We start from the raw sequence: 23,842 nt of genomic DNA on the forward strand, positions 1-23,842 counted from the left end.
CAGCAGGCTGGCTCCCACAATGGGTACGGCTTACAGGTTTACGACGTTGACGAATCGCGAAGCAGCGGTCTCGTCGATCTTCAGGCTGGTGAAGTCAAACAGGTTACGGTCGGCCAGCTGCGACGGGATCACGTTCTGCAGGCTGCGGAAGATGCTCTCGGTGCGGCCCGGGGTCTTGCGCTCCCAGTCCACCAGCATTTCCTTGACCACCTGACGCTGCAGGTTTTCCTGGGAACCGCAGAGGTTGCACGGGATGATCGGGAATTGCTTGAAGTCCGAGTAGGCCTGGATGTCTTTCTCGTTGCAGTAGGCCAGCGGACGGATCACCACGTTGCGTCCGTCGTCGGCGCGCAGCTTCGGCGGCATCGCCTTGAGGCTGCCGTTGAAGAACATGTTGAGGAAGAACGTCTCGACGATGTCGTCGCGGTGATGACCGAGGGCCATTTTGGTCGCGCCGATTTCGTCGGCGAAGGTGTACAGCGTGCCACGACGCAGGCGCGAGCACAGCGAGCAGGTGGTCTTGCCTTCCGGGATCAGCTCCTTGACCACCGAGTAGGTGTCCTTCTCGACGATGTGGTACTCGATGCCCAGTTCTTTCAGGTAGGCCGGCAGCACGTGCTCAGGGAAGCCCGGCTGCTTCTGGTCCATGTTCACGGCGACGATCTCGAACTTGATCGGTGCAACCTTCTGCAGGTGCATCAGCACGTCGAGCATGGTGTAGCTGTCCTTGCCCCCGGACAGGCAGACCATGACCTTGTCGCCGTCTTCGATCATGTTGAAGTCGGTGACGGCTTCGCCGGCCAGGCGGCGCAGGCGCTTTTGCAGTTTGTTCTGGTTGACCGTAAGAGTGCCCATGACGCGAAATCCGTGAGGTGTGACGAAAGGCGGGCATTTTACGCAAAAACACTTCGCTTGTGGCCACAGGTTGTCGCCCCCTCGAATGCCCGTTTGCACAGACCCCGACGCGATTACCCCAAGGTTTTACAGCGCGATTTGCTCTAAGCCCCTACCACCTGTGCGGTTAAGACCTTTCTATACTGCGACATAAGGTCGCACACAATCTGAAGACCTGTATTTGCTCGGCCGCATTGGCCCGTAGGCGCTCCGCTGGGGGGCGATGGCAATAACGAGAGGAGTGACTGGCATGATCCATCACGTAGTGGGACTTTTTACCCACCCCGATCAGGAATGGAAGGAAATCCGTGGCGACCAGGAAGAAAGCATCAGCCACATGTACCTGACGCACACGCTGATTCTGGCGGCGATCCCCGCTGTTTCGGCGTTTATCGGCACCACTCAGGTCGGCTGGGTGATCGGCAACCGCGCACCGGTGATGCTCACCGTCGAAAGCGCGTTGTGGATGACGATCATGTCTTATCTGGCAATGCTCGGCGGGGTTGCGGTCATGGGTGCCTTCGTGCACTGGATGGCCCGCACCTATGACGCCAACCCGAGCCTGGCCCGTTGCGTGGCATTTGCCACCTACACCGCGACACCGTTGTTCGTCGGCGGGCTGGCGGCGCTCTATCCGCACATGTGGCTGGGGATGATCGTCGGCACGGCGGCCATCTGCTACACGGTGTACCTGTTGTATGTGGGGCTGCCGACTTTCATGAACATTCCGTCCGACGAGGGTTTCCTGTTTTCCAGCTCGGTGCTGGCGGTGGGTCTGGTGGTGCTGGTCGCCATCATGGCGTTTACCGTGATTGTCTGGGGACTGGGCGTGGGGCCTGTCTACACGAACTAGACGGCTGCAACGCCGAGAAGAACAAGATCCGCCAACACAGGCCGCCGCGAGGCGGCCTTCTCATGCCTGAAAGTGACGTCGCGACCATTCGGCAGTCTGGCGATGCGCAAGACTGGACGGTTGCGGCATACTCCAAACCTCTGGAGATCCATCAAGCATGCCCGAGCAACTCAATACCCGCGTCGAAGACTGTTTCCAACTCGCTGAATCCTTTTTCAAACGTCCTTTCAAACGCCCCGTGGTGAGCCTCAAGCTGCGCGGGCAAAAAGCCGGGGTCGCGCATCTGCACGAGAACCTGCTGCGCTTCAATCCGCAGCTGTACCGGGAAAACACCGAACACTTCCTCAAGCAGACCGTGGCTCACGAAGTCGCGCACCTGATCGCCCATCAACTGTTCGGCGACCGCATCCAGCCTCACGGCGAGGAGTGGCAACTGATCATGCGCGGGGTCTACGAATTGCCGCCGGACCGCTGCCATACCTATGAAGTCAAACGCCGCAGCGTGACCCGCTATATCTATAAATGCCCGTGTGCAGATAGCGATTTTCCGTTTTCAGCCCAGCGCCATAGTCTGGTGCGGCAAGGTCGGCGCTATTTGTGCCGACGCTGTCGCAACACATTGGTGTTCAGTGGCGAGATGCGGGTCGAGTAACCCGGATTTTGTGCTGTCTGGCCGGGCCTCTTCGTCGGATCGCCGCCCAGACCAAGCCCGCTCCCACAGGTATTTGTGCCGTACACAGACCTTGTGAACACACCGGACACTGTGGGAGCGGGCTTGCCCGCGAAGAGGCCGCAACAGGCACTAGAGAATCACCTTGGCTCGCCGCAATTCGGCAATGCGCTCAACACTCAAGCCCAACTCCCCCAACACCTGATCCGTATGCTGCCCCAACGCCGCACCAACATGCCGCGGCGCCGGCAATGCTTCGGAGAATTTCAGCGGGCAAGCCATCTGCGCCTGCGCCGAGCCATCCCCACGCGGCACCTGCGTCACCAGTTCCCGCGCTTGCAATTGCGGATGCCGCACCGCCTCGCCTAGGGTCAGCACCGGTTCGACGCAGGCATCGATTCCGGCGAACAGCTCGCACAGTTCGGCAAAGTCATGCTTCTCGAACTCGACCTTCAAGGCGTCCTTGAGCGCCCGCTGCTGCTCGGGTTTGGGTGACAAGCCCTGCGCCGCCAGCTCCGGCCGCCCCAGCGCTGCACACAGTTGCTGCATGAAGGCCGGCTCCAGACTGCCCACCGACATCCAGCGCCCGTCGCGGGAGCGGTAGTAATCGTAGAAACTGCCGCCATTGAGCATCTGTTCTTCCCAGCCCGGCTCCTCGCCGCAGGCCAGATACCCGGCACCGGCCATGGCGTTCAGGCTGAACGCACAGTCGGTCATGCTCACGTCCAGATGTGTGCCCTGCCCGGTCTGCTGGCGAGAAATCACCGCCGCCAACAAACCGATCACCCCGTGCAACGAGCCGCCCGCGATATCCGCCAACTGCATGCCCAGCGGCAACGGCCCGCTGTCGGCTCGGCCGGTGTAGCTGGAGAGCCCGGCCAGCGCCAGATAATTGATGTCGTGGCCGGCGCGATCCTTGTACGGCCCGGTCTGGCCGTAACCGGTGATCGACACATAAATCAGCTTCGGATTGATCGCCTTCAACGCCTCATAACCCAGCCCCAGCCGCTCCATCACACCGGGGCGAAACTGCTCCAGCACGATGTCGTAATCCGCCAGCAACTGCTTCACCAGTTCCAGCGCCTCGGGCTGCTTGAGATCCAATGCCAGGCTGCGTTTGTTGCGATTGAGATACGCGTGACTGGCCGAGACGCCTTGATCATGGGGCGGCAAGACCCGCACCAGGTCGAGGCGGGTCGGCGATTCGATGCGCAGCACTTCGGCGCCCATGTCCGCCAGCAACAGCGAGGCGAACGGCCCCGGCAGCAGGGTCGAGAAATCCAGAATCTTCAGTGAGGCCAGCGGTGCAGACATGGGCGATCTCCATCAACGATGCATGCAGCCTAGGCAGCCATCGGCGCTGGGGCAATTACCGGATCCATCAGTTGCGCTGACCGTTGCGCTCAAACAGCAGACAAGAAAAAACCCGCCGAAGCGGGTTTTTCCATTCAAGCGATGCTTACTTCACATTGCTCGGGGTCGGGCCTTCGGCCACGCCCAGGTCATCTTCAGGACGGGTATCGGCGATACCGCGACCGCCCGACGCCAGCTCGGCGTCCAGCACGTCGGTGTCCAGCTCCTTGACCCACTTGGCCACAACGATGGTGGCAACGGCGTTGCCGACCAGGTTGGTCAGGGCGCGGGCTTCGGACATGAAGCGGTCGATACCCAGGATCAGCGCCAGACCGGCCACCGGCAGGTGACCTACGGCCGACAGGGTGGCCGCCAGTACGATGAAGCCCGAACCGGTCACGCCGGCTGCGCCTTTGGAGGACAGCAGCAACACCACCAGCAGAGTGATCTGGTGAGTGATGTCCATGTGGGTGTCGGTCGCCTGAGCGATGAACACGGCCGCCATGGTCAGGTAGATCGCGGTGCCGTCGAGGTTGAACGAGTAACCGGTCGGGATCACCAGACCCACTACCGATTTCTTCGCGCCCAGACGCTCCATCTTGATCAGCATGCGTGGCAGTACCGATTCCGAGGAGGAAGTACCCAGCACGATCAGCAGTTCTTCACGGATGTAGCGGATCATTTTCAGCACGCTGAAGCCGTGCATGCGGGCGATACCGCCGAGCACGATCAGGATGAACGCCAGGCAGGTGATGTAGAAGCAGATCATCAGTTGACCCAGCTGCACCAGCGAGCCGACGCCGTAGGCACCGATGGTGAACGCCATCGCACCGAAGGCACCGATTGGCGCGAGCTTCATGATCATGTTGATGATGTTGAACATCACGTGGGCGAAGCGATCGATGAAGTCCAGGATCGGTTTGCCGTAGGCACCCAGGCGGTGCAGGGCGAAACCGAAGATCACCGAGAACATCAGTACTTGCAGGATGTCACCGGTGGCAAACGCGCCGACGATGGTGGTCGGGATCACGTTGAGCAGGAAGCCGACAACGCTCTGGTCTGCGCCTTGAGCAACATAGGTTGCGACTTTCGAGGCGTCGAGGGTGCTGACGTCGATGTGCATGCCGTTGCCCGGCTGCACGATGTTGACCACGATCAGACCGACCAGCAGGGCGATGGTCGAAACGATTTCGAAGTACAGGAGTGCGTAACCACCGGTCTTGCCGACCGATTTCATGTTCTGCATGCCGGCGATGCCGCTGACCACGGTGCAGAAGATGATCGGGGCGATGATCATTTTGATCAGTTTGATGAACCCGTCACCCAGCGGCTTTACGGCCACGCCGAACTGCGGGTAGTAGTGGCCGAGCGCAATACCGATACAGATTGCGACGATCACCTGGAAATACAGGGATTTGTACAGTGGCTGACGAGTCGTCATTGCAAAGTTCCTCAAGAGTCCCGCGCGGCAACATCCATCTGTTGTACGCGACACTTGAATTGCGAACCCTCCTGCACTGGAGGGATTTGTTGTGTCGAACGGCGCTTTTCCGGACCGGCTCGGCGCACGCTTCTGTCGCTCTTATCGCAAACGTCGTGCCACTTTGGTGCAAATCGCTGCAAGCCTTTTGATATCAGGGGATGCGGGTATTTTTTTGTCACTAACCGGTTACTCAAGTGTGGCGGATTTCCGCCAACTCGCCCGACCTCGTCCTACAATTTGGCGGAAATCCGCCTTGTTACCGATCAAAGGCAGCCGCTACCATCGGTCGCCAGAGGAAGGATCTGCCGCTCATGCGCGAACGCACCATCGCCAGTCATTTTGCCCGCGCCGCCCTCGGTGGCGCGCGGCGCTCGGGTTACGACTATTCGGACCTGCTGCAGCAACTGGGCATCAGCCCCGAACTGCTCGACGAGCCGCGCGCGCGGATCGCCCCGGAACAATTCACCCAACTGATCCAGAACCTGTGGCTGGCCCTGGACGACGAATACCTGGGCTTCGGCAGCGCGCCGAGCAAACCCGGCAGCTTCGCCATGATGTGCCACGCCATCATTCATTGCCGCAGCCTGGAGAAGGCTCTGCAACGCGGCTTATTGTTTTATAGCCTATTCCCCGAAGCCCCGCGCCTGACCCTGACCCATGAAGACGAATGGGTACGCCTGAGCCTCGACGATGCGCAATTGTGGGACCCGGATCACTTTCTCAGCGAGAGCCTGCTGGTGATCTGGCATCGCCTCGGCAGCTGGCTGATCGGCCAGCGGATTCGTCTGGAACAAGCGAGCTTCAGCTACCCGAAACCGGCGCACGGGGCGGAATACGACCTGCTGTTTTCCTGCCCGCTGGAATTTTCGGCAACGCAAAGCAGCCTGGTGTTTCACAGCCGCTATCTGCACATGCCGCTGTTGCAGGACGAACGCACCCTCAAGCATTTCCTCGAACGCTCCCCCGCCGACCTGCTGTCCCGTCCGGACGACGGCAACAGCCTGAGCAGCCGGCTGCGGCGCTTGCTCAGCCATGACAGCGCACGCTGGCCGGACCTCGAAGCGGTGGCGGCGCACCTGCACATCAGCCCGCAAACCCTGCGCCGGCATTTGCGCGAGGAAGGCACCAGTTTTCAGGAATTGAAGGATCAGTTGCGTCGGGATATTGCGATTTATCATCTGGGGCGAGCCGATCTGTCGTTGCAACAGATCGCCGAACAGCTCGGGTTCTCCGAGCCGTCGGCGTTTCATCGGGCGTTCAAGAAGTGGACGGGGCTGACGCCGGGGGCTTATCGGGCGCAGGAGCAGTGAAGCCCCAGATCAAAAGCCCCTCACCCTAACCCTCCCGAAACGTCGGACCGCCCAGAGGGAGAGGGGACTGATTGGGGGATGCTCAATAAATACGCCGACCTGAAAGCTTGCTGTTGAATCCATATTCGATGCAAACCGCTCAGGTCGATCATTTTCTAGAGACACTTCGATCAGTTCCCTCTCCCTCTGGGAGAGGGCTAGGGTGAGGGCCGATCGTTTTCACACCGCTGGAAAATGAATCCTGAACGCAGCCCCGCCCATCGGCGAATCGCCCAGCGTCAGCTTGGCGTTGTAGCTCTCGATGATGTCCTTGACCACCGCCAGCCCGATCCCCTGTCCCGGATGCTGGCGGTCCAGACGCTCGCCGCGTTCGAGAATCCGTGCGCGCTGATCCGGTGGTACGCCGGGGCCGTCGTCTTCGATGCACAGTTCGCTTCCGGAATGGCTTTCACGCACGCTGATGCGCACTTCGCCCAGGCACAGGCGATAAGCGTTTTCCAGCAGGTTGCCCATCATTTCCAGCAAGGCGCCCTGCTCGATCGGCACGTAACAATGCTCCGGCAGATCGAAGGCGACGCGCACGTGTTTGTCGCGGTAGACCTTGTCGAGGGTGTCGCACAGGCTTTGCAGCACCGGGCGCAGGCGCACCTGATGGCGCACCAGACCGCTTTTGCGCAGGCTGGCGCGCTGCAACTGGTAGCCGATCTGCTGGCTCATGCGTTCGATCTGGGTTTGCAGCACCCAGGCCTGATCGCGATCCTCGGGGCGCTGGGCCATGTCTTCGCTGACGCCTTGCAATACCGCCAGCGGGGTTTTCAGGCTGTGGGCCAGATCGTCGAGGGAATCGCGGTAACGGCTGCGCTGCTGACGTTCGCTGTGCAGCAGGCGATTGAGGGAACCGGTCAGGCGCAGCAGTTCGCGCGGGTGCTGTTCACTGAGGCTTTCGAGGGTTCCGCCCTCGATTTCGTCGAGTTCCTGGCTGAGCCGGCGCAAGGCTTTCAGGCCCCAGGTCAGGCCGATCCACAGCAATGCGAGCAGCACCAGCAGCGCCGCGCCGAACCCGAGGTAGAGGTTTTCCCGCAGACCTTCGAGGGTGGTTTCGTATTCGCGCACCGGTTGCAGGGCCACGATACTGAAGGCTGCGCTTTTGCCGCCGAGCAGTTTGACTTCGACGTCGTAGACGAAAAATTCCTGACCGTTGGCCTCGCGAATCCGCGCGAACTCGTTGCCGAGGCCGTCGTAGCGCGGCGTGTAGTTGATCTTCTCTTCCTGGGTGCCCTTCGAGCGCCAGACCAGATGCCCTTCGCGGTCATAGATGTAGCCGAGCAGGCGATTGTCCGTGAGATTGAAGCGCTCGTCGGGCAACTGTGACGGCATCATCAAGCGGTTGTTTTCAACCCGCGCGGCGGAGATCAGCGTGGTGACGTCGGACGCCAGCCGCTGCTCGATCGAGTCCTGCAGCGCCAGGCTGAACGCGCCCTGCATCGCCGGGAGCAACGCGAGCATGAACAACACCGCCAGGGTGGTGGCGGCGAGCATCAGCCGGACGCGAAGGGAACGGATCAAGTGCAGCGCTCATTGAACAGGTAACCGAGGCCGCGCACGGTATCGATCGGCTTGAATCCGGCCGGGCCTTCGAGCTTGCGGCGCAGTCGGCCGACCAGCACTTCGATCACGTTCGGATCGCGCTCGTCGTCATCCGGGTACAGCTGCTCCATCAAGCGATCCTTGGGCACCACTTGCTGGTGATGGCGCATGAGGTATTCGAGGATCCGGTATTCGTAGGCGGTCAGCGCCAGCGGTTGCTCGTCGAGGGTCGCCTGCTTGCGATTCAGATCCAGCAACAGCGGGCCAGCGACGATGGTCGACTGGGTGAAACCGCTGGAGCGGCGCAGCAACGCATTGAGCCGCGCTTCGAGCTCTTCGAACTGGAACGGCTTGACCACGTAATCGTCGGCGCCGGCGGCCAGGCCTTCGACCTTGTCCTGCCAGTTGCCGCGCGCGGTGAGGATCAGGATCGGAAAAGTCTTGCCGCCCGAGCGCAACTGACGGATCAGGTCGAGCCCGCCCATGCCCGGCAGGCCGAGGTCGATCACCGCCAGGTCAAAGTTGAATTGCCCGGTCTGGTACAACGCCTCTTCGGCGTTGGCCACGGACTCGACCACGTGACCGCTCTCCGTCAGGCGGGTTTGCAGGTGATGGCGCAACAGCGCTTCATCTTCGACGACCAACAGTTTCATAACCTTCTCCCGGGTAAAACGAAATCTCCAGACAACCGCCTGTGGGAGCTAGCCTGCCAGCGATTGCGATTTGACAGCCGACCATGATGTCGACTGTCAGGACGCTATCGCTAGCAGGTTAGCTCCCACAGGGGCCAGGGCAAACCGCGCTTTAGAAAGCGTAGTTGGCCGACAGGTAAGTCTGGGCGCTGCTGGTCAAATCCAGCGAGCCTTGCTTGCTGCCGCCGCTCTCTTTCATCTCGGTGCTGGCGTTGCTGCGCAGGTAACGGTAACCGAGTTCGACCGAGGTGTTCTGCGAGACTTGCTGCAGCACACCGAACTGACCGCCGACGGCGTAACCGATGTCACTGTCGCGGCTGTAGCCTGGCGAATCCTGGGTCAACTTGGTCAGACCGGCCGTGGCACCGCCGAACAGCTTGGTGCTGCTACCCACCGGGTAGAACAGATCGTAGCTGCCCAGCAGGTTTTCCTGGCGCAGTTTAATGCCATTGTGCGAGCCGGACACGTTGTCGTAGGTGGCGTAGTAGCGACCCTGACTGTTTTGCTGACCCAGGCGCAGGCCGTAGGTGTTGTTGCCGTCGATGGCCGCGGTGGCATCCGGGTGGCCGAGGTTGTCGTTCAGGGCGTTGGATTTTTTGATCTTGTCGCTGGTCTGGCCGAAGGTCAGGCCGGCGAAGTTGGTGGTGGTGTCGGCATGGGCTGCGATGCTTGCGCTCATGACGGTGAAAGCCAGCAGCAGTTTGTTCAAACGAGTCATTGAGTGTTCCTCAGTTGTGCTCTTCGGGTATGGCGCAAGGTTACTGACCCTCCCCTGTACCGCCCCTGAACGCTCTCTGAACCTGGCCTGAATGAAATGAACTAGGCTGTTTTGACCCTTTATCGTCAGGAGACCCGATCATGCGCCTGCTTCTAACCCTCGCCCTGCTCGTCTTCAGCGGCCTCAGCCAGGCTGCGATCAAGACCGAGGAAATCCCCTATCAGAGTGCCGACGGCACGAAGCTGATCGGTTATTACGCCTACGACGATGCGATCAAGGGCCCGCGACCCGGCGTGGTGGTGGTGCATGAATGGTGGGGCCTGAACGACTACGCCAAGCGCCGCGCCCGGGATCTCGCCGGGCTCGGTTACAGCGCGCTGGCCATCGACATGTACGGTGAAGGCAAGAACACCGAGCACCCGAAAGACGCGATGGCGTTCATGCAAGCCGCCACGCAAAACGCCGATGCGGCCAGCAAGCGCTTTCAGGCCGGGCTGGATCTGTTGAAGAAACAGCCACAGACCGACAAGGATAAAATCGCCGCGATCGGTTACTGCTTCGGCGGTGGCGTGGTGCTGAATGCGGCGCGTCAGGGTGTGCCGCTGGCCGGCGTGGTGAGTTTCCACGGTGCGCTGGCCACCAAGACTCCGGCTACGCCGGGCAGTGTGAAGGCGAAAGTCCTCGTCGAACACGGCGTACTGGACAGCATGGTCACCCCGGATAACGTCGCGGCGTTCAAGTCGGAAATGGACAAGGCCGGCGCCGACTATCAATTCGTCAGCCTCGACGGTGCCAAGCACGGCTTCAGCAATCCTGACGCGGATCGCCTGAGCCACGGCGATCACGGTGGCCCGGATATCGGCTACAACAAGGCTGCCGATGAAAAGTCCTGGGCGGACATGCAGGCGTTCTTCAAGAAGATATTTGATTAGGCAGGGACATCGCGGCGCGGCCATCGCCAGCCTGCTGGCGATGATCGCGCCGCCGATTTAAACCTTGCCACTACCCAGCCCTGACGCTTACCGGCAAAATGCCCGACATGACTGCCAGCCCTTTCCTCCCCGCCTGCTGCACCCCGCTCGATGCCTATTGGCCGCTGCCGACCGCATTGCCCGACACCGTGTTTCTGAGCACTCATTTCGACCCGTCGCAACTGCTCGGTGATGACTTCCGCCGTAGTGCCATCGAGCCGCCGCCGAGCATTCAGCGTTCGGTGGCCAAGCGACAGGCGGAATTCCTCGCCGGGCGGATTTGCGCCCGGGCGGCGTTGCAGCAGCTGGAAGGCTCGAGCACCGTTCCGGCGATCGGCGAGGACCGCGCGCCCATTTGGCCGGCGCACATCTGCGGCTCGATCACCCACAGCACCGGTCGTGCGGCGGCGATTGTCGCCAACAAACGGCATTGGCGCGGACTGGGCATGGACCTGGAAAACCTGCTCAACGCCGAACGCGCCGAGCGACTGGCCGCAGAGATCCTGACCCCACCGGAAATGCAGCGCATGGCCGCCGGTTCCCGGGATCAGATTGCACTCTGGGTAACCCTGACCTTTTCAGTGAAAGAAAGCCTGTTCAAGGCGCTGTACCCGATCGTGCAGCAGCGCTTCTACTTCGAACACGCCGAGGTGCTGGAATGGAATGAACAGGGCCAGGTGCGGTTGCGTCTGCTGACGGATCTGTCCAGCGAATGGCGCAACGGGACCGAACTGGACGCTCAGTTCGGTGTGCAGGACGGGCAGTTGCTGAGTCTGGTCAGCATCCAGGCGTAAGCGGTTTCAGCGCCGCTCCTGATTCCTCGGCCAGCTCAGGCTGAAGCACGCCCCGCCCAGACTCTTGCTCTTGCCAATCAACGCCCGGCCGTCGTGCCAGTGGATGATCCGCCGCACGATCGACAGACCCAGCCCGTGTCCGCCGGACGCCCGGGTGCGACTGTCGTCCAGGCGCAGGAACGGCGTGAAGATTTTCTCCCAGGCGGTTTCCGGCACACCGGGGCCGTCGTCCTCGACATCCACCCGGCAACGCATCTGCCCGACCTGATAACTGACCGTGACCTTCGAACGCGCATGGCGCATGGCGTTGCTCACCAGATTCTGCAAGGCGCGGTGCAGGTAACGCGGCTCGGCCTCGACCCACGCGTCATCGCAATCGGCCGCCGACAGGCACAAGCCGCGCTGTACCGTGACTTCGGCGCGCAGAGGCGCCAGCTCTTCGATCACCTGATTGACCAGCGCATCCAGGTCGATGCGCTGGAAGGTCAGCGCCGGCGAGCCCTGCTCCAGCCGGGCGTACGTGAGCATTTCATCAACGAGCTTGTCGAGGTCCTCGATGTCGTGATCCATGCCCTCGCGGTATTTTTCCAGCGCCTGCGGGGTGGTGGCCGAGCCGATCATCTCCAGACCGAAACGCAGGCGCGCCACCGGTGTGCGCAGTTCGTGGGACACCGCGCGCACCAGTTCACGCTGGATGGCGAGCAACTGCTGCAAGTGCTCGGCCATGCCGTTGAATGCCGCCGCCAGTTTGCCCACCGAGTCGGCACCCCGGGCCGGCACCCGGGTTTCCAGACTGCCTTTGGCGATGCGCGTGGCGGCGGCTTCGAGCCCGCGCAAACGCCGTTCGAGCTGACGCACCAATAAATAGACGATCAGGCCGATCAGGGTCAGGCCGAGGGCAGCGATCAAAACCAGCCATTCCGGCGGGTACGGGTTCATCTGATACAGCGGCCCGATTTCCAGCACCCACGGCGTGCCGACCATGCCGGCGAACACCCGGATCGAATCGCCACCCTTGCCCAGCGCCATCACCGTATCGCCCTCGGACACCCGACGGCTCTGGTCTTCGTCCATGTCGGCATCGCTGACGGTGACCAGCCGCAAATCGAAGCCGAAGCCTTTGTCTTCCTTCAATTGCGCCAGCCGTTTGGGTTGCTCACCCACCGGCACCCGCACCAGTTCATCGGCCAACAGGTAAATGGTCGCCCGGGCCAGCTGCTCGCTGATCTGCTGCACCTCGCCCACCAGCACCAGTTGATCCTTGTCGCTGACCAATCGATAGACCTTGGCCGCGTGCGGGCCGGTCTGCTCGACCAGCGCCTGGCCGCGCTGCACCCGGGTGCGCTGGGTCAGGTCGAGATCGGTCTGGGCAAAGGTTTTCAGCGCCAGCGGAATACCGAGCAGCCGTTCCCACACCAGCAAGGCGCGATGGCGCTCGGTTTCGTTCATCGGTTGCAGGTTGTCGGCCATCAGCGAAAACGTGCCGTGGGCCAGACGCTCGCGGTATTGCTCGCTGCGCACCTGATTGAGCAGGTGCAGCGCGAGAACACCGAGCACCGCCACCAGAATCAGCGCCGCGCACATGCCGCCGTAGATGCGCAAGAAAATCGAATTCACAGCGGCAGGTCTGCGCAGGCTTCCGGCACGAACAGATAACCTTTGCTGCGCACGGTCTTGATCAGGCGCGGGTGGTCGGGGTCATCGCCGATCTTCGGGCGGATGCGCGAGATGCGCACATCAATCGAGCGGTCCTGGCCGTCGTAGCCGATGCCACGAAGTGCGGTGAAAATTTCTTCCCGGGACAGGATCCGTCCGGCGTTGGACACCAACAACCAGAGCAGATCGAATTCAGCGCTGGTCAGTTCGATGCCACTGTCGCTGAGCCAGGCTTCGCGCAATGCGTTGTCCACCACCAGCGGACCGAATTGCAGACGACGCGGGTTGCCGGCCGACGGCTCCGGTGTGTCACTGCGTCGCAGCAACGCCTGGATGCGCGCCAGCAGCAGCCGTGGGCGCACCGGTTTGCAGACATAGTCGTCGGCACCAAGATCCAGACCGAGGATCTGGTCGGCGTCATCGGTGCGCGCGGTGAGCATCAGAATCGGCCCGTCGTAGCGGTCACGAACCTTGCGGCAAATGCTCAGGCCGTCTTCGCCGGGGAGCATCAGGTCGAGGATCACCAGATCCGGCTGTTCCTTGATGATCCGCGCCGCCGCCAGCGCGCCGTTGCCTTCGATCTCCACGCGCAACCCGTTGGCTTGCAGGTATTCACGGGTCAGTTCGGCCAGACGCTGGTCGTCCTCGACTATCAATACCTGCCAGGCTTCTTGCTCCACGGGTGACCTCTGCTTGCCGATGCTGCCTATAAAGGAAGGATCCTCCCGTCTTTTTGTCATCTTTAAGGAGGATAAGAATGCGTGCGCACGGGCCGATTGTATAAACGGCGTACAGCCAGAACACAAGTCGGTAAATGCGTTCGGACAAGGCGGATTTTTGTGATAGGGTTCGCGCCCTTAAAAATCCGCTGAAGCGTTTTTCCCGGCGAAAAAACAGTGACAAACGGTCTAGCTCAGCAGGTTCGCGGCCTACACGTGAATTCGACATTTCGCACACAATTTACGCACAGGGTTATCCACAGGCTGTCCGTTGCAATCCTCCCCCAAAACGCATTATCTTGTAGCCCGCGCTTGAAAAAACCCTACATGTAGGGGTTGAGACCAAAAAACCAAACACAAACCGGACAGTGAATTCAAGGCTTTTTATTGCCATTGTCGGGTTGAACCAAACGTATTTTCAGAAGCCCAAACCGCGCCTGCGGATGGCTACCGTTTTTCAGCCGATCACGGCGTAAACGGTACGGGTGTTGCAGTCCGAAACTGCTCCCCGAAAGGAATGCGGTTTCACGCGTATCGCGCGAACCGAAGACTTCGGCATGGAAGCGGCGCCCACAAGGCCCCCTTCCTGAACTGTCCCGAAGTCGTTACCCGGCAACTGCCGGTTGTAGTGCTTCAGGACGGAACGGTGGGCACCGTGATGGTGCCCAAACAAACATAGAGAACGTGGAGACACCCATGCAAACCGACACAACTCGCGAGAACCCGCAGGGCACCTTGCCGCAGGCCGCCGATTCGAATTCGGATCTGGCTGCCACCGCGCCTGGCCAACTGCGTGTGATCAAGCGTAATGGCACTGTCGTTCCTTACACCGATGACAAGATCACCGTCGCTATCACCAAAGCGTTTCTCGCAGTTGAGGGCGGCACCGCTGCCGCTTCGTCGCGAATCCACGACACCGTTGCCCGCCTGACCGAACAGGTCACCGCGACCTTCAAGCGTCGCATGCCGTCGGGCGGCACCATCCACATCGAAGAAATCCAGGACCAGGTCGAACTGGCCCTGATGCGTGCCGGCGAGCAGAAAGTGGCTCGCGACTACGTGATCTACCGTGACGCCCGTTCCAAGGAACGTGCCGTTCGCACCACCGCCGAAGCACCGGTACAGGCGCACCCGTCGATCCGCATCACCCGCGCCGACGGCAGCCTCGCGCCACTGGACATGGGCCGCCTGAACACCATCGTCACCGAAGCCTGCGAAGGTCTGGCCGAAGTCGACGGCGACCTGATCCAGCGCGAAACCCTGAAGAACCTGTACGACGGCGTGGCCCTGAACGACGTCAACACCGCGCTGGTGATGACCGCGCGTACCCTGGTCGAGCGCGAGCCGAACTACTCGTTCGTGACCGCCCGCCTGCTGATGGACACCCTGCGTGCCGAAGGCCTGGGCTTCCTGGGCGTGGCCGAAAGCGCCACTCACCACGAAATGGCTGACCTGTACGCCAAGGCACTGCCGGCCTACGTCGCCAAAGGTATCGAGTTCGAACTGCTGAACCCTGTGCTGGCCGACTTCGACCTGGAAAAACTGGGCAAGGCGATCAACCACGAGCGCGACCAGCAATTCACCTACCTGGGCCTGCAGACCCTGTACGACCGTTACTTCATCCACAAGGATGGCGTGCGTTTCGAACTGCCGCAGATCTTCTTCATGCGCGTGGCCATGGGCCTGGCGATCGAAGAGAAGCAGAAAGAAGACCGTGCGATCGAGTTCTACAACCTGCTGTCCTCGTTCGACTACATGGCTTCGACCCCGACCCTGTTCAACGCCGGTACCCTGCGTCCACAGCTGTCGAGCTGCTACCTGACCACCGTGCCGGATGACCTGTCGGGCATCTATCACGCGATCCACGACAACGCCATGCTGTCGAAATTCGCCGGTGGCCTGGGCAACGACTGGACGCCGGTTCGTGCACTGGGTTCGTACATCAAGGGCACCAACGGCAAGTCGCAAGGCGTGGTTCCGTTCCTGAAAGTGGTGAACGACACCGCCGTTGCCGTTAACCAGGGTGGCAAGCGCAAAGGCGCTGTCTGTGCCTACCTGGAAACCTGGCACATGGACATCGAGGAGTTCATCGAACTCCGCAAGAACACCGGTGATGACCGTCGTCGTACCCACGACATGAACACCGCCAACTGGATCCCTGACCTGTTCATGAAGCGCGTCTTCGATGACGGCAAGTGGACCCTGTTCTCGCCATCCGAAGTACCGGACCTGCACGACCTGACCGGCAAGGCCTTCGAAGAGCGCTACGAGTACTACGAAGCCCTGACCGAGTACCCGGGCAAGGTCAAGCTGTTCAAGACCATCCAGGCCAAAGACCTGTGGCGCAAGATGCTGTCGATGCTGTTCGAAACCGGCCACCCATGGCTGACTTTCAAAGACCCGTGCAACCTGCGCAGCCCGCAGCAGCACGTCGGCGTGGTCCACAGCTCGAACCTGTGCACCGAGATCACCCTGAACACCAACAAGGACGAGATCGCGGTCTGCAACCTGGGCTCGATCAATCTGCCGAACCACATCGTCGACGGCAAGCTGGACACCGCCAAGCTCAAGCGCACCATCGATGTAGCCGTGCGCATGCTCGACAACGTGATCGACATCAACTACTACTCGGTACCGCAGGCGAAGAACTCCAACTTCCGCCACCGTCCGGTCGGTCTGGGCATCATGGGCTTCCAGGACGCGCTGTACCTGCAGCACATCCCTTACGGTTCCGACGCTGCCGTCGAGTTCGCCGACAAGTCGATGGAAGCGGTCAGCTACTACGCGATCCAGGCTTCCTGCGACCTGGCCGACGAGCGCGGCTCGTACGAGACGTTCCAGGGTTCGCTGTGGTCCAAAGGCGTACTGCCGCTGGATTCGCAACAGATCCTGATCGAAGCACGTGGCCGGAAATACATCGACGTCGACCTGACCGAGTCCCTGGACTGGGCACCGGTTCGCGCCCGTGTACAGAAAGGCATCCGTAACTCGAACATCATGGCCATCGCACCGACCGCGACCATCGCCAACATCACCGGCGTATCGCAGTCGATCGAACCGACCTACCAGAACCTGTACGTGAAATCGAACCTGTCGGGCGAATTCACCGTGATCAACCCGTACCTGGTTCGCGACCTGAAGGCTCGCGGTCTGTGGGACTCGGTCATGATCAACGACCTGAAGTACTACGACGGTTCGGTTCAGCAGATCGAGCGCATCCCGCAAGAACTCAAAGAGCTCTACGCGACCGCGTTCGAAGTGGACACCAAGTGGATCGTTGACGCCGCCAGCCGTCGTCAGAAGTGGATCGACCAGGCCCAGTCGCTGAACCTGTACATCGCCGGCGCATCGGGCAAGAAGCTGGACGTGACCTACCGCATGGCCTGGTACCGTGGTCTGAAAACCACCTACTACCTCCGTGCCCTGGCCGCGACCAGCACCGAGAAGTCGACCATCAACACCGGTAAGCTGAACGCTGTATCCAGCGGCGGCAACCACGGCGACGACTCGGTCCTGGCAGCCCCTGCCGGCCCGGCTCCAGTACCGAAGGCTTGCGCCATCGACGAGCCGGATTGCGAAGCTTGCCAATAAGCTGAGCTGAATCAGGCGTTGCAAAACGCCTGATCCGAGAACCCCCGACAGACTTCTGGTTTGTCGGGGGTTTTCTTTTGTCCGCGACAAAAAATCAAAAGCCCCCTCACCCTAGCCCTCTCCCTTAGGGAGAGGGAACCGACCGAGTTGTTTGGAGAGATACGCCGACGTGAAATACCGAGTTGAACTCAAGTCTTAAAAAGCAAACATCCCGCACCTGTTTTTGCCTTTTGCCTTTTGCCTTTTGCCTTTTGCCTTTTGCCTTTGCCTTTGCCCTTGCTTCCACCACTCAACACGATGAGCGTTAGCTCGAGTACCGCTTTTGACGTGCCGGCCCCATCGGCAGGCTGAGTGGAGGGATTTATCCGGGGGTGGGAGCGCAGCGACCGTGCGGCGAAGCCGCATGCATCGAGAGGAGGTGCAGCGAAGCAAACCGTAGGCGATGCCCCCGGATGAATTCCGGAACGAAGGAACACCGAGCCAAAGCGAGGTGCCGAACGCAGGGGCCAAGCCTTTTGGTTCCTTTTTGGCGTTTGAAAAAGGGACTCGCCGTAAGGGCGAAACCGCCAGAAGCAACACCCGCAGAAACGGATCCACCTCAAAACCGAAACAAAAAAAAGCCCCTCAAAAAGAGGGGCTCCCGTACAAAACCAAACCCAGAATCAGGTCATCTGAATAATGGTCTGCATGATAGTGCTCTGAGTCGAAATGGTCTTGGCGTTCGCCTGATAGTTGCTCTGACCCTTGATCAAATCAACCAGCTCATTGGTCAGGTTAACGTTCGACTCCTCCAGCGAGTTGGATACGACCGAACCCAGCGTACCGGTCTCCGGCGCATCGTAGCCCGGAATACCCGAAGCGTAAGTCTCTTTCCAGCTGGTACCGCCGATAGGCTGCAGGCCCTGCTCGTTGGTGAAGCTGGCCAGCGCAACCTGGCCGATGGCCTTGCTCTGGTTGTTGCTGAAGTTGGCAAACAGCGTACCGGTACCGTCGATGGTCAGGTTGGTGATCTGGCCAGTAGCGTAACCATCCTGAGTCGGGATCGAACGCGCGGTATCAGCGTTGTACTGAGTGGTCTTGGCCATCGAAATGGTGATGCCGGCCGGGTTCGCCGAAGCGCCGTTGGCAGTCCAGACACCATTGGTCACAGTCCCAGGCACCCAGCCAGTGAGCTTCAGATCACTGCTGATCGTAGCCGGTGGAGTGCTGACCTGAGTCAGTTTGCCAGTGGAATCGAAGGTCATGGTCGAAGCAACAGGCGCGGTGACTTTCGGATCACTGCCGGTAGCATCCGGGTTACGGCCGTCCACCAGGGTGTAGACCTTCCAGGTATTGGCACCGGTCTTGACCATGTATTGATCCATGGTGTGCTGGTTACCCTGGCTGTCATAGATCGGTGTGCTGAACGACTTGGTGTAGGTCGCCGTGTTGGTCGGGTCAAATTTTCCGGCCGCCACTGTGTCGTCGATCACCGGAGCGGTCGAGTTCAGGTTGATGGTCGAGGTCACCAGCGAGGTGGACTTCGGCGCCAGGTTCGAAGTGTCGATCTTCAGATCGGTCAACACGCCGTTGATGATCTTGCCGTTGGAATCCACACCGTAACCCTGCAGACGCGAGGTGTAGTCGGTGTTGGTGATGAAGCCGTCCTTGTCAACCTTGAACGTACCGGCACGGGTGTAGGAGATCGAGCCGTTGTTGCTCAGGGTGAAGAAACCCGAACCGTTGATGCCCATGTCCAGCACGTTGCCGGTGTTGTTGATGTCGCCCTGGGTGAACTGCTGGGATACGTTGGCCAGGCGCACACCGTTGCCGATGACCTTGCTGCCGCTGCCCAGGCGAGTTGCCGAGTAGACGTCTTCGAATTCTGCACGGGACGATTTGAAACCGGCGGTCGCGACGTTGGCGATGTTGTTGCCGGTCACGTCCAGTTGCTTGTTGGCTGCATAGAGACCGCTAAGGCCGATATTGAAAGACATATTCCACTCCTTTGTGCCGGTTAGTCGGCTCTATATACCAATGGTTTGTACTTTGGACAGGGCAACGGTGCCCTTGCCGGACAGGTTGAGCATCAGCTCGCCGCCGGTCTGGCTGATCGTCACGCTGGTGACCGTGGCTGGCAGGTAGGTCGCCATATCGGTCGAGGTACCGTTGATCGAGGCGTTCGCCTTGACGGTGTAGGTACCGGTTTTCACCAGGTTGCCGTCCTTGTCCTTGCCGTCCCAGGTGAAGCTCGCATTGCCGGCGGCGCGACTGCCCAGATCGATGGTGCGAACAACGGTGCCGCTGCTGTCGGTGATGGAGACGGTGCCGCCGGCAATCGACGACGGAACGGTGACCGAACCGGTCATGCCTTTGCTCGGATCGTCGAGCTGAACCGAGTTGGTCTGCACGATCACGTTGCGGCCAACCAGCGACGAAGCCTGCAGGGCTTGCGACGAGTTGTAGTTGCCGGCCAGCGAGCTGACGGTGCTGTTGAGGGTGGTGATCCCCTCAAGGCTGCTGAACTGCGCCAGCTGGGCAACGAATGCGCTGTTGTCCTGCGGGTCGAGCGGGTTCTGGTTCTTCAGCTGGGTCACCAGCAGTTGCAGGAACGCGTCCTTGCCCAAGGCCTGGCCGCCGGTCGAGCTGTTGGTGGCCGAAGCGATGCCGCCGGTGGTCGTGCTACTGGTCTTCTTCGAAGAGTTGGCCAGTATGTCGTTCATCGTCAGGCTGCTGGTGGTATCGGTAACACTCATGGCAGTCGCCCCTTATTACTGACCGAGGGTCAGTACCTTCTGCATCATGGTCTTGGCGGTGTTCATCATTTCGGCGTTGGTCTGGAACGACCGGCTCGCGGAAATCATGTCAGCCATTTCTTCCACCACGTTGACGTTCGGGTAGTAGACGTAGCCCTTGGCATCAGCCGCCGGATGGTTCGGCTCGTAGCGCGCTTCGAGGTTGCTCTGGTCTTCGACCACGCCGAGCACCTGCACGCCTTGACCGGCTGCATCCTGGTTCTGGAACAACGAATTGCTGCCGCCGCTCTGGCCGCCCTGGAACATGGTGGCGAACACCGGGTGACGGGCACGGTAGGTCTGGTCGATGCTCGACGAGACGGTCTCGGCGTTGGCGATGTTCGAAGCCACGGTGTTGAGGCGAGTGGTCTGGGCGCTCATGCCGCTGCCGGCAATGTTGAAAACGCTGGACAGGGACATGGATTACTCTCCGCGCAGGGCTGACACCAGCCCTTTGAATTTGCTGTTGAGCAGGGTGAAGCTGGCCTGGAAGCCGACGGCGTTTTCCGCGTAGTTCGACTGTTCCAGCTGAGCGTCCACGGTGTTCTGGTCGATCGACGGCTGCATCGGCGTGCGATACATCAGCGACTCGTCGCCATTGCCCAGGCCTTCAGCTTCGATGTGACGGCTGTTGGTCATGTTCAGGGCGATGGTGCCGTTGGCGTTCTTCTGGCTCTGTGCTTCGAGCACTTTGGAGAAATCCAGATCCCGCGCCTTGTAGTTCGGGGTGTCGGCGTTGGCGATGTTGTTGGCCAGCACTTCGGCACGCTGGGCGCGGAAGCCCAGAGCCTTTTCGTGAATGCCGAGCGCTTTATCGAAGCTGATGCTCATGTCGGGAACCTTCAGGTGACCGGATTTTTCGTAACAGGGTTATAGCAAGCGTCGTGCCAGTTTGAGAAAGCCCCGGATTACGGGGCCTTGCCGGGGATCGGCAATGCGGCAATGCCAGAAAAGCGGCAACCGGTTTCCGCCGGATGCCGCTTTTCTGCCGCCACCTGCCACCGGCAAAACCTTCAGGCATAAAAAAACGGGAGCCCCTGAGGACTCCCGTTTCTTGTGTTGCCGGTCTTGATCACTTCGCCTGGTAGATGATCCCCGGGCTGCACTGAACCATCTGGTAATGATCCGGCAGACCGTTCAGCGCCTCGGAAGCGCCAAGGAACAGATAACCGCCCGGCTTCAGCGTGCTGTGGATGCGCAACAGGATGTCCTTCTTCACCTCGGCGGAGAAGTAGATCAGCACGTTGCGGCAGAACACGATGTCGAACTTGCCCAGGCTTGCGTAGCTGTCGAGCAGGTTGAACGAGCGGAATTCCACCCGGTTCTTGATCGGCGCCTTGATCACCCAGCGCCCCGGCCCTTTCGGGTCGAAGTAGCGCTGCAGACGATCGGCGGACAGACCGCGACCGATCGCCAGGCTGTCGTACTCGCCGGTCTTGCAGTTGGTCAGCATGCTGCCGGACAGATCGGTGGCAACGATCTGCACACCCATCTTCAACTGGCCGATGTTGGTTCGCTCGAACTCGTCGATCGACATCGACAGCGAATAGGGTTCCTGACCCGACGAGCAGGCCGCCGACCAGATCCGCAGACGCTGGTTGGGAGCGGCCTTGATCGCCTCGGGCAGCACCTTGTTCTTCAAGACTTCAAACGGATAGGTGTCGCGAAACCACAAGGTTTCGTTGGTCGTCATGGCATCGACCACCTGCTCGCGCAAACCGCTGCGCGGCTGGGTCTGGATGCGCTGTACCAGCTCACCCAGGGACTTGATGCCTTGCTGCTCCATCAGTTTGTTGAGACGGCTCGACACCAGGTACTGCTTGTTTTCACCGAGCAAAATGCCACAGGCTTTTTCCAGGAAGACCCGGAACTGTTCGAAATCCAAATTACCCGTAGACAAATGATGCCGCCTCTTAAATCGTGTTGAACGCCAGGGGCAGAAGGCCCTTAGCTGATATCTGCTGCTTTGATCCGGTCGACTACCCGGGATGCCAGGTCATCAGGACGGAACTTGGCCAGGAAGTCATCGGCACCGACTTTCTTGACCATCGCCTGATTGAACACTCCCGACAACGAAGTATGCAGGATGATATGAAGCTTTTGCATGCGAGGGTCGCTGCGGATCTCGGCCGTCAGGGTGTACCCGTCCATCTCCGGCATTTCGATGTCGGAGATCATCATCAGGAACTCTTCTTCCGGCTTCTTGCCCTCGTCGACCAGCTTGCGCAGGTAATCCAGCGCCTGCTTGCCGTCGTTCAACGCCACTACTTCGACACCGACCGTCTGCAGGCAACGCGTCACCTGCTTGCGCGCCACCGACGAGTCATCGACCGTCAGCACCCGCAACGACAACGCCTTGCTCTGGGTCTCGACATCCACCACGCCGACCGAAATCGCTTCCGGTGTCGGCGCCACTTCCGCCAGCACCTTCTCGACGTCGATGATTTCGACTAACTGATTGTCGACCCGAGTCACAGCGGTCAGGTAATGATCGCGTCCGGTGCCCTTGGGCGGCGGATGAATCTCTTCCCAGTTCATGTTCACGATACGTTCCACCGAGCGCACCAGGAAACCCTGGGTCTTGGTGTTGTACTCCGTGATGATCACGAACGGACTGTTCTTGTCTTTCAAAGCACCGGAGCCGGTCGCCATCGCCAGATCAAGGATCGGAATGGTCGCCCCCCGGATATTCGCCACCCCGCACACGACAGGACTGGACTTGGGCATCAGCGTCAGTTGCGGGCATTGCAGCACTTCCCGAACCTTGAACACGTTGATCCCGTAGAGCTGCTGGCCGTCGAGACGGAACAACAACAGCTCCAGGCGATTCTGCCCCACCAGTTGCGTGCGCTGGTTCACCGAATCCATTACACCAGCCATGCCCAGACTCCTACACCAACGCCAAGTGTTGTTGCGACGCACATTCATTGCTAAACGGCACGGCGCTTGCTTTTTAACTCGTATGAACGCTCAAACGACATTTTTCCGACGCCTGACATCTCCCCTCCGCAGAGGGCTTTGCGCGATGTCCGCCGTTTGCCTTTTTTTCGCTGGCAGCCCTGCCGGTGCTGATGCGGTTACCTTGCCTGACATGCTTATCGGCGTCACTCAGGGCTTTCTTGAATTCACCGTAGAAGACTATCTGGCTACCAGTCAAACGGAAGGCCGTTATGAAATCGAGGTCAACCAGCTCGATCCACGCATGCGCATGCCTATGTGCGACAAGGAATTGACAGCGACACTGGAGAGTCCGGCACGCCCGCTGGGCCGTGTAACGGTCAAGGTCCGCTGCGAAGGCGCTTCCCCCTGGACGGTGTTCGTGCCCGCTCAAGTCCGCCTGTTTCGCGAGATTGTCACCACCACGCGGCCACTCAAACGCGCCGGCATCATCGAGCCTCAGGACGTGACCTTGCGCGAGCGCGACGTCAGTACGATCAATCAGGGTTTCCTGACGTCGGTGGATGAGGCCATCGGCCAGAAATTGACCCGACCAACGGTAGCCGATCAAGTCATCACCCTGGTGCATCTGGAACAGGCGGAAGTGGTTCGCAAGGGCGATCAAGTGGTGATCACCGCCCGCAGCGGCACCCTCGCCGTCCGGATGCCGGGCGAAGCCTTGGCCAACGGCGGCCTGAAAGAGCAGATTCGGGTGAAGAACCTCAATTCCCAACGGGTCATCAAGGCGCAGGTTGTCGCGCCCGGCCAGGTGGAAGTGGCCATGTGAGCGGCCATGTGAGCGGCGATGTAAACGGTTGCATGAACGGATATGTGAAAAGC

The 23,842-nt window shown here is 60.4% G+C and carries 21 protein-coding genes; 7 read left to right on the forward strand and 14 right to left on the reverse strand.

Annotated elements, in window-relative coordinates; genetic code table 11:
• Positions 1-30: 30 nt before the first annotated feature.
• The gene (ttcA, locus tag QR290_RS22160; protein ID WP_064598661.1) at positions 31-855 is read right to left on the reverse strand and encodes a tRNA 2-thiocytidine(32) synthetase TtcA; all 825 of its coding nucleotides are present in this window, start codon (positions 853-855) and stop codon (positions 31-33) included.
• A 289-nt stretch (positions 856-1,144) separates the two neighbouring features.
• Between ttcA and QR290_RS22165 the strand changes: the two genes are divergently transcribed.
• Complete coding sequence (locus QR290_RS22165) at positions 1,145-1,747, forward strand: Yip1 family protein (protein WP_007957761.1); 603 nt, start codon at positions 1,145-1,147, stop codon at positions 1,745-1,747.
• Between the two features lie 157 nt (positions 1,748-1,904).
• Positions 1,905-2,399, forward strand: a complete 495-nt coding sequence (locus QR290_RS22170) for a SprT family zinc-dependent metalloprotease (protein ID WP_007957760.1) — start codon at positions 1,905-1,907, stop codon at positions 2,397-2,399.
• A gap of 150 nt (positions 2,400-2,549) precedes the next feature.
• On the opposite strand, the gene QR290_RS22175 is transcribed toward QR290_RS22170, so the two are convergent.
• Both QR290_RS22175 and QR290_RS22180 read right to left on the reverse strand, forming a co-directional pair.
• Positions 2,550-3,731 (reverse strand): CaiB/BaiF CoA transferase family protein, encoded by a 1,182-nt coding sequence (locus QR290_RS22175; protein WP_289203619.1) that lies wholly within the window; start codon positions 3,729-3,731, stop codon positions 2,550-2,552.
• A 145-nt stretch (positions 3,732-3,876) separates the two neighbouring features.
• A complete protein-coding gene (locus tag QR290_RS22180; protein ID WP_007957758.1) occupies positions 3,877-5,211 on the reverse strand; it encodes a dicarboxylate/amino acid:cation symporter in 1,335 nt (444 codons plus the stop codon).
• A gap of 353 nt (positions 5,212-5,564) precedes the next feature.
• On the opposite strand from QR290_RS22180, the gene QR290_RS22185 reads away from it, so the two are divergent.
• Positions 5,565-6,563, forward strand: a complete 999-nt coding sequence (locus tag QR290_RS22185) for an AraC family transcriptional regulator (RefSeq protein ID WP_289203620.1) — start codon at positions 5,565-5,567, stop codon at positions 6,561-6,563.
• A gap of 219 nt (positions 6,564-6,782) precedes the next feature.
• Here QR290_RS22185 and QR290_RS22190 read toward each other — a convergent pair whose 3' ends face one another.
• The 3 genes from QR290_RS22190 to QR290_RS22200 form a co-directional block, all read right to left on the reverse strand.
• Positions 6,783-8,129, reverse strand: a complete 1,347-nt coding sequence (locus tag QR290_RS22190) for an ATP-binding protein (RefSeq protein WP_115078892.1) — start codon at positions 8,127-8,129, stop codon at positions 6,783-6,785.
• Positions 8,126-8,803 carry a response regulator transcription factor gene (locus tag QR290_RS22195; protein ID WP_007957754.1) on the reverse strand — a complete coding sequence of 226 codons (678 nt, stop codon included), beginning with the start codon at positions 8,801-8,803 and terminating at the stop codon, positions 8,126-8,128. The genes QR290_RS22190 and QR290_RS22195 overlap by 4 nt, the downstream gene beginning before the upstream one ends.
• A gap of 151 nt (positions 8,804-8,954) precedes the next feature.
• Positions 8,955-9,560: a hypothetical protein gene (locus QR290_RS22200; protein ID WP_115078893.1), complete on the reverse strand. Its 606-nt coding sequence runs from the start codon at positions 9,558-9,560 to the stop codon at positions 8,955-8,957.
• Positions 9,561-9,700: 140 nt separating this feature from the next.
• On the opposite strand from QR290_RS22200, the gene QR290_RS22205 reads away from it, so the two are divergent.
• Together QR290_RS22205 and QR290_RS22210 are read left to right on the forward strand one after the other, a co-directional pair.
• The gene (locus tag QR290_RS22205; protein ID WP_289203621.1) at positions 9,701-10,492 is read left to right on the forward strand and encodes a dienelactone hydrolase family protein; all 792 of its coding nucleotides are present in this window, start codon (positions 9,701-9,703) and stop codon (positions 10,490-10,492) included.
• Positions 10,493-10,599: 107 nt separating this feature from the next.
• Complete coding sequence (locus QR290_RS22210) at positions 10,600-11,325, forward strand: 4'-phosphopantetheinyl transferase family protein (RefSeq protein WP_289203622.1); 726 nt, start codon at positions 10,600-10,602, stop codon at positions 11,323-11,325.
• 6 nt (positions 11,326-11,331) lie between these two features.
• Here the strand turns inward: QR290_RS22210 and QR290_RS22215 are convergent, their stop codons facing one another.
• Together QR290_RS22215 and QR290_RS22220 are read right to left on the reverse strand one after the other, a co-directional pair.
• Entirely contained in the window at positions 11,332-12,942 is a 1,611-nt protein-coding gene (locus QR290_RS22215; RefSeq protein WP_007957745.1) for an ATP-binding protein, read from the reverse strand.
• The gene (locus QR290_RS22220; RefSeq protein WP_085697060.1) at positions 12,939-13,661 is read right to left on the reverse strand and encodes a response regulator; all 723 of its coding nucleotides are present in this window, start codon (positions 13,659-13,661) and stop codon (positions 12,939-12,941) included. The genes QR290_RS22215 and QR290_RS22220 overlap by 4 nt, the downstream gene beginning before the upstream one ends.
• A gap of 735 nt (positions 13,662-14,396) precedes the next feature.
• Here QR290_RS22220 and QR290_RS22225 point away from each other — a divergent pair.
• Positions 14,397-17,291, forward strand: coding sequence for a ribonucleoside-diphosphate reductase subunit alpha (locus QR290_RS22225; RefSeq protein WP_289203623.1), 2,895 nt, complete (start codon positions 14,397-14,399; stop codon positions 17,289-17,291).
• Between the two features lie 662 nt (positions 17,292-17,953).
• Here the strand turns inward: QR290_RS22225 and flgE are convergent.
• From flgE to QR290_RS22255, 6 genes are all read right to left on the reverse strand, one after another.
• The gene (gene flgE, locus QR290_RS22230) at positions 17,954-19,267 is read right to left on the reverse strand and encodes a flagellar hook protein FlgE (protein ID WP_115078897.1); all 1,314 of its coding nucleotides are present in this window, start codon (positions 19,265-19,267) and stop codon (positions 17,954-17,956) included.
• 30 nt (positions 19,268-19,297) lie between these two features.
• Positions 19,298-20,026 (reverse strand): flagellar hook assembly protein FlgD, encoded by a 729-nt coding sequence (gene flgD / locus QR290_RS22235; protein WP_085745111.1) that lies wholly within the window; start codon positions 20,024-20,026, stop codon positions 19,298-19,300.
• Between the two features lie 15 nt (positions 20,027-20,041).
• Complete coding sequence (gene flgC, locus QR290_RS22240) at positions 20,042-20,485, reverse strand: flagellar basal body rod protein FlgC (protein WP_054593596.1); 444 nt, start codon at positions 20,483-20,485, stop codon at positions 20,042-20,044.
• A gap of 3 nt (positions 20,486-20,488) precedes the next feature.
• Positions 20,489-20,896, reverse strand: coding sequence for a flagellar basal body rod protein FlgB (flgB, locus tag QR290_RS22245; protein ID WP_025112931.1), 408 nt, complete (start codon positions 20,894-20,896; stop codon positions 20,489-20,491).
• Positions 20,897-21,137: 241 nt separating this feature from the next.
• On the reverse strand, positions 21,138-21,965 hold the full coding sequence (gene cheR, locus QR290_RS22250; RefSeq protein WP_007960327.1) for a protein-glutamate O-methyltransferase CheR: 828 nt from the start codon (positions 21,963-21,965) through the stop codon (positions 21,138-21,140).
• Positions 21,966-22,012: 47 nt separating this feature from the next.
• Complete coding sequence (locus tag QR290_RS22255) at positions 22,013-22,945, reverse strand: chemotaxis protein CheV (RefSeq protein WP_007960326.1); 933 nt, start codon at positions 22,943-22,945, stop codon at positions 22,013-22,015.
• Between the two features lie 82 nt (positions 22,946-23,027).
• On the opposite strand from QR290_RS22255, the gene flgA reads away from it, so the two are divergent.
• Positions 23,028-23,789 carry a flagellar basal body P-ring formation chaperone FlgA gene (gene flgA, locus QR290_RS22260; protein WP_080511025.1) on the forward strand — a complete coding sequence of 254 codons (762 nt, stop codon included), beginning with the start codon at positions 23,028-23,030 and terminating at the stop codon, positions 23,787-23,789.
• The last annotated feature ends 53 nt before the right edge of the window (positions 23,790-23,842 follow it).

The organism is Pseudomonas fluorescens (genome assembly GCF_030344995.1).
GTDB classification, from domain to species: domain Bacteria; phylum Pseudomonadota; class Gammaproteobacteria; order Pseudomonadales; family Pseudomonadaceae; genus Aquipseudomonas; species Aquipseudomonas fluorescens_BF.

Coding starts and splice junctions, on each gene's coding strand:
- ttcA (WP_064598661.1), bottom strand. CDS start 855: ATGGGCACTCTTACGGTCAACCAGAACAAACTGCAAAAGCGCCTGCGC.
- QR290_RS22165 (WP_007957761.1), top strand. CDS start 1,145: ATGATCCATCACGTAGTGGGACTTTTTACCCACCCCGATCAGGAATGG.
- QR290_RS22170 (WP_007957760.1), top strand. CDS start 1,905: ATGCCCGAGCAACTCAATACCCGCGTCGAAGACTGTTTCCAACTCGCT.
- QR290_RS22175 (WP_289203619.1), bottom strand. CDS start 3,731: ATGTCTGCACCGCTGGCCTCACTGAAGATTCTGGATTTCTCGACCCTG.
- QR290_RS22180 (WP_007957758.1), bottom strand. CDS start 5,211: ATGACGACTCGTCAGCCACTGTACAAATCCCTGTATTTCCAGGTGATC.
- QR290_RS22185 (WP_289203620.1), top strand. CDS start 5,565: ATGCGCGAACGCACCATCGCCAGTCATTTTGCCCGCGCCGCCCTCGGT.
- QR290_RS22195 (WP_007957754.1), bottom strand. CDS start 8,803: ATGAAACTGTTGGTCGTCGAAGATGAAGCGCTGTTGCGCCATCACCTG.
- QR290_RS22200 (WP_115078893.1), bottom strand. CDS start 9,560: ATGACTCGTTTGAACAAACTGCTGCTGGCTTTCACCGTCATGAGCGCA.
- QR290_RS22205 (WP_289203621.1), top strand. CDS start 9,701: ATGCGCCTGCTTCTAACCCTCGCCCTGCTCGTCTTCAGCGGCCTCAGC.
- QR290_RS22210 (WP_289203622.1), top strand. CDS start 10,600: ATGACTGCCAGCCCTTTCCTCCCCGCCTGCTGCACCCCGCTCGATGCC.
- QR290_RS22225 (WP_289203623.1), top strand. CDS start 14,397: ATGCAAACCGACACAACTCGCGAGAACCCGCAGGGCACCTTGCCGCAG.
- flgE (WP_115078897.1), bottom strand. CDS start 19,267: ATGTCTTTCAATATCGGCCTTAGCGGTCTCTATGCAGCCAACAAGCAA.
- flgD (WP_085745111.1), bottom strand. CDS start 20,026: ATGAGTGTTACCGATACCACCAGCAGCCTGACGATGAACGACATACTG.
- flgC (WP_054593596.1), bottom strand. CDS start 20,485: ATGTCCCTGTCCAGCGTTTTCAACATTGCCGGCAGCGGCATGAGCGCC.
- flgB (WP_025112931.1), bottom strand. CDS start 20,896: ATGAGCATCAGCTTCGATAAAGCGCTCGGCATTCACGAAAAGGCTCTG.
- QR290_RS22255 (WP_007960326.1), bottom strand. CDS start 22,945: ATGGCTGGTGTAATGGATTCGGTGAACCAGCGCACGCAACTGGTGGGG.
- flgA (WP_080511025.1), top strand. CDS start 23,028: ATGAACGCTCAAACGACATTTTTCCGACGCCTGACATCTCCCCTCCGC.